At 72.2% G+C, this 16,606-nt stretch carries 15 protein-coding genes; 3 read left to right on the top strand and 12 right to left on the bottom strand.

The window, feature by feature from the left end; genetic code table 11:
* Both ACLJPL_RS18720 and trpS read right to left on the bottom strand, forming a co-directional pair.
* On the bottom strand, positions 1-591 hold the full coding sequence (locus ACLJPL_RS18720) for a 2'-5' RNA ligase family protein (RefSeq protein ID WP_411081959.1): 591 nt from the start codon (positions 589-591) through the stop codon (positions 1-3).
* Between the two features lie 124 nt (positions 592-715).
* Positions 716-1,783, bottom strand: a complete 1,068-nt coding sequence (gene trpS / locus ACLJPL_RS18715; protein WP_411081958.1) for a tryptophan--tRNA ligase — start codon at positions 1,781-1,783, stop codon at positions 716-718.
* A gap of 305 nt (positions 1,784-2,088) precedes the next feature.
* Between trpS and rocD the strand changes: the two genes are divergently transcribed.
* On the top strand, positions 2,089-3,294 hold the full coding sequence (gene rocD / locus ACLJPL_RS18710; RefSeq protein ID WP_411081957.1) for an ornithine--oxo-acid transaminase: 1,206 nt from the start codon (positions 2,089-2,091) through the stop codon (positions 3,292-3,294).
* A gap of 31 nt (positions 3,295-3,325) precedes the next feature.
* Here rocD and ACLJPL_RS18705 read toward each other — a convergent pair whose 3' ends face one another.
* The 3 genes from ACLJPL_RS18705 to ACLJPL_RS18695 all read right to left on the bottom strand — a co-directional run bounded on the left by ACLJPL_RS18705 (position 3,326) and on the right by ACLJPL_RS18695 (position 6,400).
* Positions 3,326-4,513 (bottom strand): glutathionylspermidine synthase family protein, encoded by a 1,188-nt coding sequence (locus ACLJPL_RS18705; protein WP_411081956.1) that lies wholly within the window; start codon positions 4,511-4,513, stop codon positions 3,326-3,328.
* 5 nt (positions 4,514-4,518) lie between these two features.
* Positions 4,519-4,821, bottom strand: coding sequence for a hypothetical protein (locus ACLJPL_RS18700; protein WP_411081955.1), 303 nt, complete (start codon positions 4,819-4,821; stop codon positions 4,519-4,521).
* Between the two features lie 178 nt (positions 4,822-4,999).
* Entirely contained in the window at positions 5,000-6,400 is a 1,401-nt protein-coding gene (locus ACLJPL_RS18695; protein ID WP_411081954.1) for a PLP-dependent aminotransferase family protein, read from the bottom strand.
* Between the two features lie 47 nt (positions 6,401-6,447).
* Between ACLJPL_RS18695 and ACLJPL_RS18690 the strand changes: the two genes are divergently transcribed.
* Positions 6,448-6,963 (top strand): carboxymuconolactone decarboxylase family protein, encoded by a 516-nt coding sequence (locus tag ACLJPL_RS18690; protein ID WP_411081953.1) that lies wholly within the window; start codon positions 6,448-6,450, stop codon positions 6,961-6,963.
* A 100-nt stretch (positions 6,964-7,063) separates the two neighbouring features.
* Here the strand turns inward: ACLJPL_RS18690 and ACLJPL_RS18685 are convergent, their stop codons facing one another.
* The 4 genes from ACLJPL_RS18685 to ACLJPL_RS18670 all read right to left on the bottom strand — a co-directional run bounded on the left by ACLJPL_RS18685 (position 7,064) and on the right by ACLJPL_RS18670 (position 11,432).
* Positions 7,064-8,053 carry a malate dehydrogenase gene (locus ACLJPL_RS18685; RefSeq protein ID WP_411081952.1) on the bottom strand — a complete coding sequence of 330 codons (990 nt, stop codon included), beginning with the start codon at positions 8,051-8,053 and terminating at the stop codon, positions 7,064-7,066.
* Between the two features lie 171 nt (positions 8,054-8,224).
* Positions 8,225-9,568, bottom strand: a complete 1,344-nt coding sequence (locus ACLJPL_RS18680) for a helix-turn-helix domain-containing protein (RefSeq protein WP_411081951.1) — start codon at positions 9,566-9,568, stop codon at positions 8,225-8,227.
* A gap of 492 nt (positions 9,569-10,060) precedes the next feature.
* Entirely contained in the window at positions 10,061-10,564 is a 504-nt protein-coding gene (locus tag ACLJPL_RS18675) for a DUF3017 domain-containing protein (RefSeq protein ID WP_411082135.1), read from the bottom strand.
* Positions 10,551-11,432: a bifunctional methylenetetrahydrofolate dehydrogenase/methenyltetrahydrofolate cyclohydrolase gene (locus ACLJPL_RS18670; RefSeq protein ID WP_411081950.1), complete on the bottom strand. Its 882-nt coding sequence runs from the start codon at positions 11,430-11,432 to the stop codon at positions 10,551-10,553. The genes ACLJPL_RS18675 and ACLJPL_RS18670 overlap by 14 nt, the downstream gene beginning before the upstream one ends.
* 233 nt (positions 11,433-11,665) lie before the next feature.
* On the opposite strand from ACLJPL_RS18670, the gene ACLJPL_RS18665 reads away from it, so the two are divergent.
* A complete protein-coding gene (locus ACLJPL_RS18665; RefSeq protein WP_411081949.1) occupies positions 11,666-12,262 on the top strand; it encodes a hypothetical protein in 597 nt (198 codons plus the stop codon).
* An 89-nt stretch (positions 12,263-12,351) separates the two neighbouring features.
* Here ACLJPL_RS18665 and ACLJPL_RS18660 read toward each other — a convergent pair whose 3' ends face one another.
* The 3 genes from ACLJPL_RS18660 to purN form a co-directional block, all read right to left on the bottom strand.
* Positions 12,352-13,905 carry a DUF2079 domain-containing protein gene (locus ACLJPL_RS18660; protein WP_411082134.1) on the bottom strand — a complete coding sequence of 518 codons (1,554 nt, stop codon included), beginning with the start codon at positions 13,903-13,905 and terminating at the stop codon, positions 12,352-12,354.
* Positions 13,906-14,134: 229 nt separating this feature from the next.
* Positions 14,135-15,688, bottom strand: coding sequence for a bifunctional phosphoribosylaminoimidazolecarboxamide formyltransferase/IMP cyclohydrolase (gene purH, locus ACLJPL_RS18655; protein WP_411081948.1), 1,554 nt, complete (start codon positions 15,686-15,688; stop codon positions 14,135-14,137).
* Complete coding sequence (purN, locus tag ACLJPL_RS18650) at positions 15,675-16,331, bottom strand: phosphoribosylglycinamide formyltransferase (RefSeq protein WP_411081947.1); 657 nt, start codon at positions 16,329-16,331, stop codon at positions 15,675-15,677. Before purN ends, purH begins: the two co-directional genes overlap by 14 nt.
* Between the last annotated feature and the right edge of the window lie 275 nt (positions 16,332-16,606).

Genomic DNA, 16,606 nt, shown 5'->3' with positions numbered 1-16,606 from the left:
TCAGGGCCGCAGCGACCGCGCCTCGACCGTGTAGCCGCCCTGGGCGGGGACGGCGGGCGGGTTGCCCCCGGCCCCGAACGGGAAGTCCCTGATCTTGCGCCAGACGGCGTCCGCGCCCTGTTCGTACAGCGCGAAGGAGCCGCAGGTCCAGGCCGCCTCGTAGTCGGCGAGCTCCGCGTACGCCCGGTCCATCGCCTCTTCGGAGATGCCGTGCGCCACGGTGACGTGCGGGTGGTACGGGAACTGGAGCTCGCGCACCAGCGGCCCGGAGGCGTCCCGGACCCGCTTCTGGAGCCAGGAGCAGGCCGACGCGCCCTCGACGACCTGGACGAAGACCACCGGCGACAGTGGCCGGAACGTGCCGGTGCCGGAGAGCCGCATCGGGAAGGGGCGGCCGGCCGTGGCGATCCTGTCGAGGTGCGCCTCGATCGCCGGCAGGTCGGCCGCCTCCGCCTCGGTCGGCGGCATGAGGGTGACGTGGGTGGGAATGCCGTACGCGGCGGGATCCCCGAAGCTCGCGCGCCGCTCCTGGAGCAGGCTGCCGTAGGGCTCCGGGACCGCGATCGAAACGCCGAGCGTTACGGTCCCCACGTCGTTCTCCTCAATCGTCGATGGTCGTGGTCGATGAGCGTCGATGGTCGATTTCCGGCCTGCGTCGCGACCCGCCGCCGTAAGTGTGGCCCCTGGGGGCGGGATCTCGCCAGAGTCCTTGGACTCAGTGCTTCGCGGGCAGGAAGCCCATCCGGTCGTACGTCTGCGCCAGGGTCTCGGCGGCGACGGCCCGCGCCTTCTCCGCGCCCTTGGCCAGGATGGAGTCCAGCGTCTCCGGGTCGTCCAGATATTCCTGGGTGCGGAGCTGGAAGGGGGTGACGAATTCCACCATGGCCTCGGCCAGGTCGGTCTTCAGCGCGCCGTAGCCCTTGCCCGCGTACTTCCCCTCCAGGTCCTCGACCGTGCTGCCGGAGAGGGTGGAGAGGATGGTGAGCAGGTTGCTGACGCCCGGCTTCTTCTCCTCGTCGAAGCGGATCACCGTGTCGGTATCGGTGACCGCGCTCTTCACCTTCTTCGCCGTGGCCTTCGGGTCGTCGAGGAGGTTGATGAGGCCCTTCGGCGTGGAGGCCGACTTGCTCATCTTGACCGCCGGGTCCTGGAGGTCGAGGATCTTCGCCGTCTCCTTGAGGATGTACGGCGCCGGGACGGTGAACGTCTGCCCGAACCGGCCGTTGAACCGCTCCGCGAGGTCGCGGGTCAGCTCGATGTGCTGGCGCTGGTCGCCGCCGACCGGGACCTGGTCGGCCTGGTAGAGCAGGATGTCGGCGACCTGGAGCACGGGGTAGGTGAAGAGGCCCACGGTGGCGCGGTCGGAGCCCTGCTTGGCGGACTTGTCCTTGAACTGCGTCATCCGGGACGCCTCGCCGAAGCCGGTGAGGCAGTTCATCACCCAGCCGAGCTGGGCGTGCTCGGGCACGTGGCTCTGCACGAAGAGCGTGCACCGCTCCGGGTCCAGACCGGCCGCGAGGAGCTGCGCCACGGCGAGCCGGGTGTTGGCCCGCAGCGCGGCGGGGTCCTGCGGAATCGTGATCGCGTGCAGGTCCACGACCATGTAGAAGGCGTCGTGGGTCTCCTGGAGCGCCACCCACTGGCGCACCGCGCCCAGGTAGTTGCCGAGGTGGAACGAGCCCGCGGTGGGCTGGATCCCGGAGAGCACACGGGGCCGGGCGGGCACGCCGGTGCGGCCCGTCTGCGGCTGGTCGGTGGAGAGCGCGGAGCGATCAGAGGCCATGGGCCCATTGTCTCAGGTGCGGAGGCGATCTCCGGCAGCCGGTGCGGGGCGCAGCGGGGGCGCACCCGCTCGGGTGCGGGGCCCTGGAGCGCCCCGGGAGCGCGGGCCTGAGACGAAGTGCACATTCCGGCCGCCGGAGCGCCACCGAGCGCCGCCGGAGCGCGCGCGGGCGGGCGCACGGGGAAGTGCCCGGCAGTGCGCGCGGGCGGGCGCGCCGGAGAGTGAAGGTTTCCCCGCGCCGGATGCGACCGACGATACAAAGTGGGCACCACCCCCGCCCACGCCGCACGACGAACGGAGATCCCGTGTCGAACACGGAAACTGCCATCGCCTCCGCCGAGGCGCACAGCGCGCACAACTACCACCCGTTGCCGGTCGTCGTGGCCTCGGCGGAGGGCGCGTGGATGACCGACGTCGAGGGGCGCCGCTACCTCGATCTGCTCGCCGGGTACTCGGCGCTCAACTTCGGCCACGGCAACCGCCGGCTGATCGACGCGGCCAAGGCGCAGCTGGAGCGGGTGACGCTGACCTCCCGGGCCTTCTACCACGACCGGTTCGCCGATTTCTGTACGCGGCTGGCCGAGCTCTGTTCCATGGAGATGGTGCTGCCGATGAACACGGGGGCGGAGGCCGTGGAGACGGCGGTGAAGACCGCCCGCAAGTGGGGCTACCGGGTCAAGGGCGTCCCGGACGGGATGGCGAAGATCATCGTGGCCTCGGACAACTTCCACGGCCGCACGACGACGATCGTCAGCTTCTCCACGGACCCGGAGGCGCGGGCCGACTACGGCCCGTACACCCCGGGGTTCGAGATCGTGCCGTACGGGGATCTCACCGCGATGCGGGAGGCGATGACGGAGAACACCGTCGCGGTGCTGATCGAGCCGATCCAGGGCGAGGCGGGCGTGCTGGTACCGCCGGCCGGCTATCTGCCCGGGGTGCGGGAGCTGACCCGGGAGCGGAACGTGCTCTTCATCGCGGACGAGATCCAGTCGGGTCTGGGACGTACCGGGAAGACGTTCGCGTGCGAGCACGAGGGCGTGGTCCCGGACATGTACGTGCTGGGCAAGGCGCTCGGCGGCGGGGTCGTGCCGGTGTCGGCCGTCGTCTCGTCGGCGGACGTCCTGGGCGTGTTCAAGCCGGGCGAGCACGGCTCCACCTTCGGCGGGAACCCGCTGGCGTGCGCGGTGGCGCTGGAGGTGATCGCGATGCTGCGGACCGGCGAGTACCAGGAGCGCGCCGCCGAGCTGGGCGACCATCTGCACCGGGAGCTGGGGCTGCTGGCCGGGGGCGGCGCGGTGGAGACCGTACGCGGCCGGGGGCTGTGGGCGGGCGTCGACATCGCGCCCGCCCTGGGCACCGGCCGGGAGATCTCCGAGAAGCTGATGGAGGAGCGGGTGCTGGTGAAGGACACCCACGGCTCGACGATCCGGATCGCGCCGCCGCTGGTGATCAGCAAGGAGGACCTGGACTGGGGTCTGGACCGGCTGCGTACGGTGCTCAGCGCCTGAGCCGTTCGCGTGTGGGCCGTTCGCAGGAAGGTCAGAGGATGACGTGGGGCAGGAAGCGGGCGTACTCGTCCGTGACCGGCCCCGCCGATTCCCGGATGCCGAGCCCCGCCGCCTCGTCCTCCACCACCCAGGCCCCGAGCACCACCCGGTTGCCGTCGACGTCGGGCAGCGGGGCTGACTCCTGGTAGCAGCACGGCTCGTCGCGCAGCACCGGCGGGGAGCCGGGGCCGTGCAGCTCGACCCCGGCGCCCTCGCGGCCCAGCAGCGGCTTCGACACGTAACCCGCCCCGCCGGGTCCGGCCAGCTCGCGGGGGCCGTCGAGGTGGGCGGGGAGCAGATTGGGGTGGCCCGGGTAGAGCTCCCACAGGATCGCGAGCAGCGCCTTGTTGGACAGCAGCATCTTCCAGGCGGGCTCGATCCAGCAGGTCGTGCCGGAGCCGCCGCCGTTGTCGAGGGTGTCCAGGACGTGCGGCCCGAAACGGTCGGTGACCAGCCACTCCCAGGGGTAGAGCTTGAAGCAGCTGCGGATGAAGCGGAGCCGGTCGTCGACGAACCGCCCGCTCAGCCGGTCCCAGCCGATCTCCTCGACGGACAGCGCCTGGGTGTCGATCCCGGCCTGCTGGGCGGTCTCGCGCAGATACGCGACCGTCATCAGGTCCTCGCCCGCCTCGTCGCCGTCCGAGTGGACGAAGTGCAGCGGGCCCGGCGGCAGCAGGGGCGCCTGCCGCTTCCAGGCGTCGACCAGCCGCTCGTGCAGGGAGTTCCACTGGTCCGCGCCGGGGAACCGGTCCTCCATCCAGAACCACTGGGCGCTGGCGGCCTCGACCAGCGAGGTCGGGGTGTCGGCGTTGTACTCCAGCATCTTCGCCGGGCCGCCGCCGTCATAGCGCAGGTCGAACCGCCCGTACAGGGAGGGCAGTTCGTCGCGCCGCCGCCAGGACTCCGCGACCAGCGCGGCGAGTCGCGGGTCGGTGATGGCGAGGTCGGCGAAACGGTCCTGCTCCACGATGTGCGCGGCGGCGGCCAGGCACATCGCGTGCAGTTCCTCGACGGTCTCCTCCAGCGCCTCGACCTCGGGCAGCGAGAAGACGTAGTAGGCGCTCTCGTCCCAGTAGGGGCGCAGCGAGCCGTCCGGGTAGCGGGTGAGCGGGTAGACCACTCCCTGCGACTCCACGGTCTCCTGCCAGCCGGGGCGGGGCGCGATGGTGCGGCGCTCCATCTTCCTCAGCCTCCGCCGGACTTGGTGCAGCCGAAGCCGCCGCGGTCGACCGCCGACTTGTCGAAGCTGCCGCCCTGCACCTTGCCGTCCGAGCTGTCGCCGCCGTAGTAGTACGAGCCACGGCCGCCGCCGGAACCGCCCGCGCCGCCGCCGCTGCCGCCCCGGCACTCGTAACTCGGCAGGGTCTCGCGGGTCGTACGGTCGGCGCACCGCCGGTCCGGTTCCGATCCGCAGGACGTGATGGCCAGGGCGAACAGCCCCATGCCGCCGAGCACGACCGTGCTCGACCTCAACCTCCGCCTGGACATGTCCTGTTCTCCCCCGTCGTACGCGCCCGGCACCTCTCGTCACCGGGCCTCTTGTCAGAATAAAGCCTCGCGCCGAGGCCGGACCGGGGGCCGGTGCCGGACGTCGCGCGGCAGACGGCAGACGGCAGGCGGCAGACGGCAGACGGCAGGCGGCAGGCGGCAGTGTGAACGACCGGCCCTACGGCAGCGCCCGGCAGAGGGCGTCCAGCGCGCCCGCCCAGCCGCTCTCCGAGGGCGAGCCGTAGCCGATCACCAGCGCGTCCCGGCCGGCCGGGGCGTCCGGGTGCCGGTAGCGGGACAGGCCGTCCAGTGCCAGGCCCTGGAAGGCCGCCGCCTGGATCACCGTGCCCTCGGTGCCTTCGGGGAGTTCGAGGACCGCGTGCAGCCCGGCCGCGATGCCGCTGACCTCGATGCCCGGCGCGCGTTCGGCGAGCGCGGCGACGAGCTGGTCGCGGCGGCGGCGGTAGCGCAGCCGCATGGAACGTACATGCCGGTCGTACGCTCCCGAGGCGATGAACTCCGCCAGCGTCAGCTGTTCGAGGGCGCCGGTCGACCAGCCCGACGCGTCCTTCGCCGCCGCCACCTCCGCCGTCAGGGCGCGGGGCAGCACCATCCAGCCCAGGCGCAGCCCGGGGGCCAGCGACTTGCTGGCGGTGCCGAGGTGGACGACCCGTTCGGGGTCCAGGCCCTGGAGCGCCCCGACCGGCTGCCGGTCGTAGCGGAACTCCCCGTCGTAGTCGTCCTCCAGGATCAGCCCTCCGCTCGACCGGGCCCAGTCGACGGCGGCGGCCCGCCGGTCCGGGTGGAGCGGGACGCCGGTGGGGAACTGGTGCGCCGGGGTCAGCAGGACCGCCCCCGTACCGCGCATCCCGGCCAGTTCCCCGGTGCGCGAGCCGAGTTCGTCGAGCCCGAGGCGGGGGGTGCGCAGCCCGGCGCCGGTGAGGAGGTCGCGGTGCAGGTCGAGGCCGTACGACTCGACGGCGAGGTCCCGCACCCGGCGTTGCCGCAGCACCCTGCCGAGCAGCGTCAGCCCGTGGGCGAAGCCGGAGCAGATCACGATGCGCTCCGGATCGGCGTACACCCCGCGCGCCCGCGCCAGGTACTCGGCCAGCACCGTGCGCAGTTCGGCGCGCCCGCGCGGATCGCCGTAGCCGAGGGCCTCGTCGGGCGCGGCGGTGAGCGCCTTGCGGGAGGCCCTCAGCCAGGCGGCGCGCGGGAACGCCGACAGGTCCGGCTGGCCCGGCTTCAGGCTGTGGGCGGGTCCGGGGCGCACCGGCCGGCTCCGGGACGCCGCCTGGGCCGCCCGCCGGGGCGCGGACCGCTGGGCGACCCGGGTCCCCGAGCCCTGCCGGGCGGTGAGCCAGCCCTCGGCGACCAGCTCGGCGTAGGCGTCGGCGACCGTGTTGCGGGCGATGCCCAGGTCGGCGGCGAGCGCCCGGGAGGACGGCAGCCGGGTGCCGGGAGTCAGCCGCCCGGTGCGCACGGCTTCGCGCAGCGCCTCCATCAGTCCGCTGCGCAGCCCGGTGCCGACCGGTTCCAGATGCAGGTCGGCACCGAAAGCGGCCCAGGAATCCGTCATGGAAATGGACCATACCGGGGAGCCATCCGGCACGTAACGTCGTTCCCATGACGACGCACGAGCACCACTCCCACCCCGCCGCCCCCTACGCCCCCGAGCACCCCGCCCGGCTGTCCTGGGCCGAGCTGGCCCCCGAGGTCTTCAAGGCGATGGTCCGCCTGGACGCCGCCTCCCGGAAGGGCCTGGACCCGCTGCTGCTGGAGCTGGTGAAGATCCGGGCCTCGCAGCTCAACCGGTGCGCGCTCTGCCTGGACATGCACTCCAAGGACGCTCTCGCGGCGGGTGAGAGCGTCGAGCGGATCGTCCAGCTCAGCGCCTGGGACGAGTCGCGGCACTTCTACACGGAGAAGGAGATCGCGGCGCTCGAACTGACCGAGGCCATCACCGTCCTGACCGACGGGTTCGTCCCGGACGAGGTGTACGCGCGGGCCGCCGAGCGCTTCGAGGAGGCCGAGCTGGCCCAGCTGATCGCCGCGATCACGGTGATCAACGCCTGGAACCGGTTCGGCGTCGCCACCCGGCAGGTTCCCGGCCACTACACGCCCGGCGACTTCAAGCACTGATGGCCCGTGCCGGGGAAGGCACTCGCGTGGACGCCGGACGCCCCCGGCAGCACCGGACGTGCTGCCGGGGGCGTCCGGCGTGATGCGGGGGGCGCCGATCTCAGATGAGGCCGAGCTCGCGGACCGCGTCGCGCTCCTCGGTGAGCTCCTTGACCGACGCGTCGATGCGCGCACGGGAGAACTCGTTGACGTCCAGGCCCTGGACGATCTCGTACGTGCCGTCCTTCGTGGTGACCGGGAAGGAGGAGATGATGCCCTCGGGGACGCCGTAGGAGCCGTCCGAGGGGATGCCCATCGAGGTCCAGTCGCCGGCGGCGGTGCCGTTGACCCAGGTGTGCACGTGGTCGATGGCGGCGTTGGCGGCCGAGGCGGCGGAGGACGCGCCACGGGCCTCGATGATCGCCGCGCCGCGCTTGGCGACGGTCGGGATGAAGGTGTCGGCGAGCCACACCTCGTCGTTGACGACCTCGGCGGCGTTCTTGCCGGCGATCTCCGCGTGGAAGATGTCCGGGTACTGGGTGGCCGAGTGGTTGCCCCAGATCGTCAGCTTCTTGATGTCGGAGACGGCGGCGCCGGTCTTGGCGGCCAGCTGCGAGATCGCCCGGTTGTGGTCCAGGCGGGTCATCGCGGTGAAGCGCTCCGCCGGTACGTCCGGGGCGGCGGCCTGCGCGATGAGCGCGTTGGTGTTGGCCGGGTTGCCGACGACGAGGACCTTGATGTCGTCCGCCGCGTTGTCGTTGATGGCCTTGCCCTGCGGCTTGAAGATGCCGCCGTTGGCGGCGAGCAGGTCGCCGCGCTCCATGCCCTTGGTGCGCGGGCGCGCGCCGACGAGGAGGGCGACGTTCGCGCCGGCGAAGCCGACGTTCGGGTCGTCGGTGATCTCGATGCCGCGCAGCAGCGGGAAGGCGCAGTCGTCGAGCTCCATCGCGGTGCCCTCGGCGGCCTTGAGGCCCTGCGGGATCTCCAGGAGGCGCAGGTTGACCGGCACGTCCGGGCCGAGCAGGTGGCCGGAGGCGATGCGGAAGAGCAGCGCGTAGCCGATCTGGCCGGCAGCGCCGGTCACGGTGACATTCACGGGAGTGCGGGTCATGGCGGTCTCCGTTAGACAGCTGGCGGTGGGGGTCCCGGCCCCTGGTGCCGGACCCTGGTGCGGGACACCTCCGCACGCCCTGACGAATCTTGACGTGAAGAGATATCCGGCGGCCAGGCTATCGGACCCGGGTGGGCCGGACCGCCCGCCCCCCTGTGGGACGGCGCACTCCTACGACGTGGTGCACCCCTTCGTGCCGGCGACGAGCGACGCGCATGCCTGGGCGTCGCCCGGCTTCCGTACCGCGACCATCGGGGTGTACGCGTCCGTGTCCCCCATGACCTCGCCGTTCTGCCCGTCCCCGGCCGCGCCCGCGGTGATCGTCACGGTGTCGCCGACCGCCGCCTCGGTGAGCCGGGCCCACGCGGCGGAGCAGACCTCGCTGTAGCGGACCTCGACGCGGGCGCCGCCGACGACGGCGCTCGACACCGTACGGGCGTACTCGCCGCCGCAGCCCATCGCCTCGGGGTCCTCCCCGGCGCAGTCGCCGCCGTTGCACTCGACGCCGGCCGGCAGCTCGGGGGCGGCCGTGGTGGGCGGGGCCGAGGGGGGCGGGGCGGCCTTGGCGGGGTCGCCGTCGTTCGGTGCGAGCAGCACCGCGCCGACCACGACGACGAGGGCGGCGGCCGCGCCGACGATGAGCATGACCGCCTTGGGGCGGCCTCCGGGGGCCGCCGCTCCGGGGTCGCTCCGCCGCCCGTCCACGCGTCCCGCGGGCTGCGGGTGCTGGTTCTGCTGCTGGTGCTGCTGCTGGTGCTGGTGTTGCGGGGCCGGGGGCGACGGGACGGTGCCGCGCTGCGGGGGCACGGAGGGGGCGTACCCGTTGTGGACGCCGTACGCGTCGGTCGGCTGCGCGCCCGGTCCGTACGACGTATCGCTTCCTTGCGCGCCCGGTCCGTACGACACGTCGCTTCCGTACGCGCCCGGTCCGTACGACGTATCACTCCCGCGCGCGCCCGGTCCGTACGACGCATCGCTCCCGCGCGCGCCCGGTCCGTACGCGTCGGTTCCGTGACCGCCCGGCCAGGGGGTGTCGGTCGGGTGCGCGCGCCGCCCGGGGGCGTCGGTTCCGGTCGTGGTGGGGACCCGGGCGGGGGAACCGGCGCCGCTGTGGCGGCCGCCCGTGGAGCGGCCGGTCCCGCCGCCCGGCCGGGCGTTCGCCGGGCCGGTCGTGCCGAGGTCGCCGAGGGCCGCGCGCGCCTGGGTGATGCGGATGGCCTCCATGGTCATGTCGTGGCGCATCTCGGCCCGGCTCCAGGCCCGCTCGGCCAGCTCCCACATGGTGGTGAGGTGGTGCTGCGGGGTGTCCGTCGCCTCGGCGAGGGCCACGACGGCACCGCGCGGGGGGAGGAGCCGGCCGTTGAGGTACCGCTCCCAGGACGTCTTGCTGTATCCCGTGCGGTCGGCGACCGCGTTGATGTTCAGTCCGCTGCGGTCGACGAGCCTGCGCAACTGGCTCGCGAACTCCCTGATCTGCGGGTCGAGCTCTTCGGGCAGTGCCTTCCAACGAGGCATTGCGTTCCCCCCTTGTGATCCCCCGGACGTCCTTGCTGTGCCCCGCTGCGGCCGGTCCCGCCGGCTCGGCCGTCCCCCCGGACCCGATCCGGCCGTACGTCCGTTCCGGACCGCTCAGCCGGCCTACCCAGGAGGATGCGCCGTGCCAGGGTGTCAGTTCCTGACGAGGGGGCGCACGGGAGCATTCGGACCGCGGTGCGCTCTTCGCGCGCCCCTGCCGCCGCGCTTCGTCCTGATCCGTGCGCCGTGCCAGTCTGCCATCGTTGCGCGGCGATCACACCGTGCCGGAATGGTCACTTCCGTGCCACAGGCCACAGGGGCCCCTTGTCGTGGCCTTTCATGTCCATGACGCTGGAATCAGGACGGGGCAAGGCCGCTCATTCCGCCGTATACCGGGGCTTGTCGACCTTGGCGGCCGCGATCCGGGGTGTCCGTCCCTCCACGGGGGAGGGGACGGACGCCTCAGCCCCCACCCCGGCGGCGGGACAAGCCCTAGCGGATCGCGAAGCGGACCGCTTTCTCCAGGACCGGGACGTCCAGCCACGGATACGGCTGGGCGACCAGCGCGAGCAGCACGATCAGCGTCCCCATCAGCCCGTACGTGACCAGGTCGGTGAAGCGGGACCGCACCGCGAGCATCCCCACGGACGGCACTGCCCAGCGCAGCGCCGCTCCGGCGATCAGGCCGGCTCCGATCAGGATGACGCCGATGCGGAACGCCTCGGCGAACGGGTCGAGGGCCACCACCAGCAGGCCGGCGCCCGCCGTGCAGAGGACGGTGAGCAGCGGCCACTGCCGGGCCGGGGCGGGCGCGTCGCCCGAAGCGGCCCGGCCGCCGCCCTCGGGGCGTGCGGTGTCCCGGGTGAACAGCGGAAAGCGCCGGGACCTGCGGCGCGCGCCGCTCCCGTCGTCCGGCTCCCCGGTCGCGGGGTCGGCCGCACTCGTACCAGCACCCATGGGGTTCCCTCCGGTTGTCCGGCCGTCAGCCGGCGGCAGCGGCGTCGGCGGCCTCGGCGGCGGTCCGTTCGGCCGCCTCCACCACGTTGACCAGGAGCTGGGCGCGGGTCATCGGGCCGACGCCGCCGGGGTTGGGCGCGACCCAGGCCGCCACCTCGCGGACCCCGGGGTGCACATCCCCGACGATCTTGCCGTTCTCGTCCCGGCTGACGCCGACGTCGAGCACGGCCGCGCCCGGCTTGACGTCCTCGGGCTTGATCAGGTGCCGCACCCCGGCGGCGGCCACGATGATGTCGGCCTGCCGCAGGTGCGAGGAGAGGTCCCGGGTGCCGGTGTGGCACTGGGTCACCGTGGCGTTCTCCGACTTACGGGTCAGCAGCAGCGGGATCGACCGGCCGATGGTGACACCGCGTCCGACGACCACCACATGCGCCCCGTTGATCTCCACGCCGTGCGCGCGCAGCAGCTGGACCACGCCCTGCGGGGTGCAGGGCAGCGGACCGGTCTCGTTGAGGACGAGGCGGCCGAGGCTCATCGGGTGCAGGCCGTCGGCGTCCTTGGCCGGATCCATCAGCTCCAGGACGCGGTTGGTGTCGATGCCCTTGGGCAGCGGCAGCTGCACGATGTAACCCGTGCACTCCGGGTCGGCGTTCAGCTCCCGTACGACGTCCTCGATCTCCTCCTGGGTGGCGGTGTCGGGGAGTTCGCGCTGGATGGAGCCGATGCCGACCTGGGCGCAGTCCCGGTGCTTGCCGTTCACGTACCACCGGCTGCCCGGGTCGTCCCCGACGAGGAGGGTTCCCAGGCCGGGGGTGATTCCCTGGGCCTTCAGGGCCGCGACGCGGACGGTCAGATCGGACTTGATCGCGGCAGCGGTGGCCTTGCCGTCGAGAATCTGGGCAGTCATGGCCCCATCTTCGCGGATGACCCCTCCCCCGTACCAATTCCGGGTCGACACATGGACGTGGGGTTGCACTTGCACAACGTCTTGGCAATCGGCTGGACAAAAAGGCGATGTCAAGACGACGATAAGGCGCGCACTACCGTGGACAGCGTCGGGGGACCAACCGTAGATCGCGCCGTTTTTCCTCCGTCCGGACCGCGTCGTCCCCAGCACTTTCGCAACGGAGGAACATCGCCATGAGCTTCGGCGACCCCAACAACCCCTACGGCCAGCAGCAGGGTGGCCAGCCGCAGCAGGGCGGCCAGCCGGGCTACGGCTACCCCCAGCAGCCGCAGCAGTCCCAGCAGGGCTACGGCTACCCCCAGGCCCCGGCCGCCCCGGGCGGCTACGGCTTCCCGGCCGGCCCCACGGAGATGCCCGGCGGGGTGAAGGCCGCGCGCGTCCTTCTCTACGTGATCGCCGGCCTCCAGGCCATCGGCGCGATCTTCGTCGTCCTCGCCGCGGCGGCCGTGAACGCGGCCAAGAACGACTCCACGATGCAGGAGGACGTCCAGTTCCAGCAGCTCGCCGACTACTCGGGCGGCGTGCTGTGGGCCATGGCCGCCTTCGCGGTGGCCTGGGGCGTCTTCGCCGTCGTCCTCGCCGCGAAGTTCGGCAAGGGCGGCAACGGACTGCGCATCACGACCATCGTCTTCGGTGTGGTCACCGCGATCCTCGGCATCTGGCCCTTCGTCGTAATAGGTCTCATCCACACGATCCTGGCCATTCTGGTGGTCGTGTTCGTCGCGAAGTCCGATGGCGACGCCTGGTTCAACCGTCAGCAGCAGCACTGACGTCCTCGCTCGCGTATGAAGGCCGTGACACCCGCTCAGCCGCGGGTGTAGCGGCCTTCAGCCGTTTCGGGCGTCAGCCTTTCCCGCCCTCAGCCGTTTCCGCCCTCAGCCGTTTCGGGCTCCGGCGTGGTGCGCTCCATCACCACGAAGCTGCCGCCCCGGTGCTTGAGCCGGTAGCGCGCCTCCGGGTGCAGCTGCTCCGCGTAGGCCACCGGGTCCTGGATCGGCCGTGCCCAGCCGAAGTCGAGGTTGAGGGCGACGATGTCGGGCGCGGTGCCCGGGGCGCCCCCGATCCAGTAGACGGTCCGGTCCGAGGTGAGGTGGGCCATCAGCGTGATGTCGGTCTCGACCCGCGACCCGGCGGGGATGGCGTCCAGGGCCGCCCGCGCCGCCTCCGTACGGGCGTCGGTGCGGTAGGACTCCGGGCGCAGCAGCTCGCGCAGCGGCAGGTGCTGGGCCAGGGCGACGGCGATCGCGGTGGCGACGGGCACGGCGACCTTCGCGTACGAGGCGAGCCAGGGGCGGTGTGACGACCGGCTGCGGCGGACGCCGTCCGCCATCGCCAGGAACAGCACCGGCATCAGGATCGCGCTGTAGTGCCAGACCATGCCCCAGTGGTTGCTGTCCTGGGAGAGCAGCCGCCAGCCGAGGGTGGGCACGATCAGCAGCGTCAGGGGCGAGCGCAGCGCCAGGAACGCGGTGATGCCGACGAGAAAGACCAGCATCTCGATCTTGGTGGAGGAGTTCAGGACGCCGAGGACGGAGTCCAGCATCGAGACGTCCTGCTCGCCGTTCTTGTCGATCTTCTTCCAGTAGTCGTACGTGCCCGCGCTGCTGGCCGCCGGGATGAGGACGAGGAGGGTGACGACGAAGGCCGCCACCCCGAACGCGGCGAGCAGCGCGCCCTGGAGGCGTCGCCCGTACACGAACAGCAGGAAGCCGACCACGGCGACGGTCGCGCCGAGGTCCTCCTTGACCAGGACCAGCGGCAGCGACCACAGGACGGCGGCCGTCCACCGCCGCAGGAGCAGCGCCCGGCAGACGAGCGCGAGGAGCGGGACGGCGAAGGCGATCTCGTGGAAGTCGGCCTTCACCGCTTCCTGGATGCCCCAGGACAGTCCGTACGCGACGGTGACGCAGAGCCCGGAGCGGCCGCCGAGGAGCTGCTGCGTGGTGCGGCCGACGATGACCGCGCCCAGCGCGAAGAACGCGGCCTGCGCGAAGAGCAGGGACTCGGCCGAGGGCCAGAGCCAGTACAGCGGGGCCAGCAGCGCGACGATCGGGGAGAAGTGGTCGCCCAGGATCAGATAGCCGGGGCCCTTGATGTCGACGATCGGGGCGCGGAGGCCGGCGTACGCCCGTACCTCCTGCTCGAAGATCCCGAGGTCCCAGGAGGGCGAGCCGAACCGGCTGTACTGGAGGTAGGAGTACAGGAAGTAGAGCGCGCACAGGATCGCGGCGGCGATGAGGTAGGGGCGCAGGGGCACGCGTTCGGCGGTGGCCGCGCCCGGGGAGCCGTCCGCCGGGCGGGCGTCCGGCCCGGCGCCCTGCGCGGGCAGCCGCCCCGGCTCCAGCTCCGGCTCCGGCTCCGGCTCCGGCTCCGGCTCCGACCGGTCCGTTCCACTCTTGTTCAGCTCAAGCACGGTGACTGCCCCCGCCAGGGATTCCTGCTGGTCTTCGGACACGGCCGCTCATGGACTCGGCCGTTCATGGCACACGGCTGTTCATGGACTCGGCCGTTCATGACGCACGGCCGTTCATTAGAACAGAGCGGCGAGCGGGTTCCGTACGACGGACACGGCCGTGGCCGCACCCCTGTGAGGGAGCGCGGCCACGGGTCGTGCGGGTGCCGGTCGGGGGATCGGCGGGAGATCAGTGGAAGAAGTGGCGCGTCCCGGTGAAGTACATCGTGACGCCCGCCTTCTTCGCGGCCTCGATCACCAGCTCGTCGCGGACGGAGCCGCCGGGCTGGGCGACCGCCTTGATGCCGGCGGCGGTGAGGATCTCCAGACCGTCCGGGAACGGGAAGAACGCGTCGGACGCGGCGTACGCGCCGGCCGCCCGCTCCTGCCCCGCCCGCTCGACGGCGAGCTTCGCGGAGTCGACCCGGTTGACCTGGCCCATGCCGACGCCGACCGAAGCGCCGTCCTTGGCGAGCAGGATCGCGTTGGACTTGACCGCGCGGCACGCCTTCCAGGCGAAGGCGAGCTCCTTGAGCTCGGCCTCGGAGAGGGCGTCGCCGGTGGCGAGCGTCCAGTTCGCCGGGTCGTCGCCCTCGGCCTGGAGCCGGTCGGCGACCTGGAGCAGCGCCCCGCCGTCGATGGGCTTGACCTCGACGTCGGCGGCCGGGGCCCCGGGGGTGCGCAGCACGCGGATGTTCTTCTTGCGGGCGAGCACCTCGACCGCGCCGTCCTCGTACGCCGGGGCGACGATGACCTCGGTGAAGATCTCCGCGACCTGCTCGGCCAGCGCGACCGTCACCGGGCGGTTGACGGCGATGACCCCGCCGAACGCCGAGAGCGGGTCGCAGGCGTGGGCCTTGCGGTGCGCCTCGGCGACGTCGTCACCGATCGCGATGCCGCACGGGTTGGCGTGCTTGATGATCGCGACGCACGGCTCGGCGTGGTCGTACGCGGCCCGGCGCGCGGCGTCGGTGTCCGTGTAGTTGTTGTACGACATCTCCTTGCCGTGCAGCTGCTCCGCCTCGGCCAGACCGCCGGTGCCCGAGGTGTAGAGGGCGGCGGGCTGGTGCGGGTTCTCGCCGTAGCGCAGGACGTCTCTACGGGTGAGGGCGTCGCCCACGAACTCCGGGAGTCCCGAATCGTCGGCAGGCGCGTAGCCGTCCACGAACCAGGAGGCCACGGCCACGTCGTACGCGGCGGTGTGCTGGAACGCCTCGGCGGCCAGCCGCTTGCGGGCGGTGAGGTCGAAGCCGCCGGCCTGCACCGCCGCGAGGACGTCCCCGTACCGCCCGGGGCTGGTCACCACGGCGACGGACGGGTGGTTCTTGGCGGCGGCGCGGACCATGGAGGGGCCGCCGATGTCGATCTGCTCCACGCACTCGTCGTCGGACGCGCCGGAGGCGACGGTCTCCTTGAACGGGTAGAGGTTGACCACGACCAGGTCGAAGGGCTCGACCCCGAGCTCGGCGAGCTGCTCGCGGTGGGCGTCCAGGCGCAGGTCGGCGAGGATGCCGGCGTGGACGCGGGGGTGCAGCGTCTTGACGCGGCCGTCCAGGCACTCGGGGAAGCCCGTGAGCTCCTCGACCTTGGTGACCGGCACTCCGGCGGCGGCGATCCTCCCGGCGGTCGAGCCGGTGGAGACGAGCTCGACGCCCGCCTCGTGCAGACCGCGGGCAAGGTCTTCGAGCCCCGTCTTGTCGTAGACGCTGACCAGGGCGCGGCGGATGGGCTTATTCACCGACATGACCGAGATGAACCTTTCGTCCCTCAATGCGATGGCCGTCGCGGGCGAGCCGCCCCACGGCCTCGACGAGCAGCGAGCGCTCGACTTCCTTGATGCGTTCGTGGAGGGCGGCTTCGCCCTCCGGGGTGTCCTCCTCGGTCACCTCGACCACGCCCTGCGCGATGATCGGACCGGTGTCGACGCCGTCGTCGACGAAGTGGACGGTGCAGCCCGTGACCTTGACGCCGTGCGCGAGTGCGTCGCGCACGCCGTGGGCGCCGGGAAAACTGGGCAGCAGGGCGGGGTGGGTGTTGATGAACCGGCCGCCGAAGGCGGCGAGGAACGCCGGGCCCACGATCTTCATGAAACCGGCGGAGACGATGAGGCCCGGGCGGTGATCGGCGATGGCGGCGGTGAGCGCCTCGTCCCACTCCGCACGCGTCGCGTGGTCCTTGAGCTTGCACACGAACGTGGGGATTCCCGCCCGCTCCGCGCGCTCCAGACCGCCGGCCTTGTCGCGGTCCGCGCCGACTGCGACGATCCGCGCCCCGTACGCCGCCGGGTCGTCCCCGATGGCGTCGATCAACGCCTGAAGGTTCGTACCGGATCCGGAGAGCAGCACGACCAGCCGGACGGGACCGGTCGAGGGGGGCGGGGAGGCCACGTCGGGGCCCTTTCTCGCATGAATGACACGGGCGGTGGGCGGGAAGCTCTTCGCAGGGCCGGAGGCTCTTCGCAGGATCGAAAGCTCTTTGTAGGGTCGAAGGCTCTTTGTAGGGTCGTACGAAAGAAGCGCTTCGCTCGATACGGGGAACCCTACGAAGGGGCCGACCGTCAGCAACGATACCGGCACACCCGGCGGCCCCCACGGGACGGGGGCGGGGCCGGGAGGTAGCGTCAGGGGACAGCGAGCCGTCCACCGGGCGGTCGAACCGTCCT

Source organism: Streptomyces sp. cmx-18-6, from assembly GCF_046548915.1.
Classification (GTDB): Bacteria; Actinomycetota; Actinomycetes; order Streptomycetales; family Streptomycetaceae; genus Streptomyces.
The sequence above is the reverse complement of the archived record's forward strand: the minus strand, read 5'-3'. Positions and strand labels throughout refer to the sequence as shown.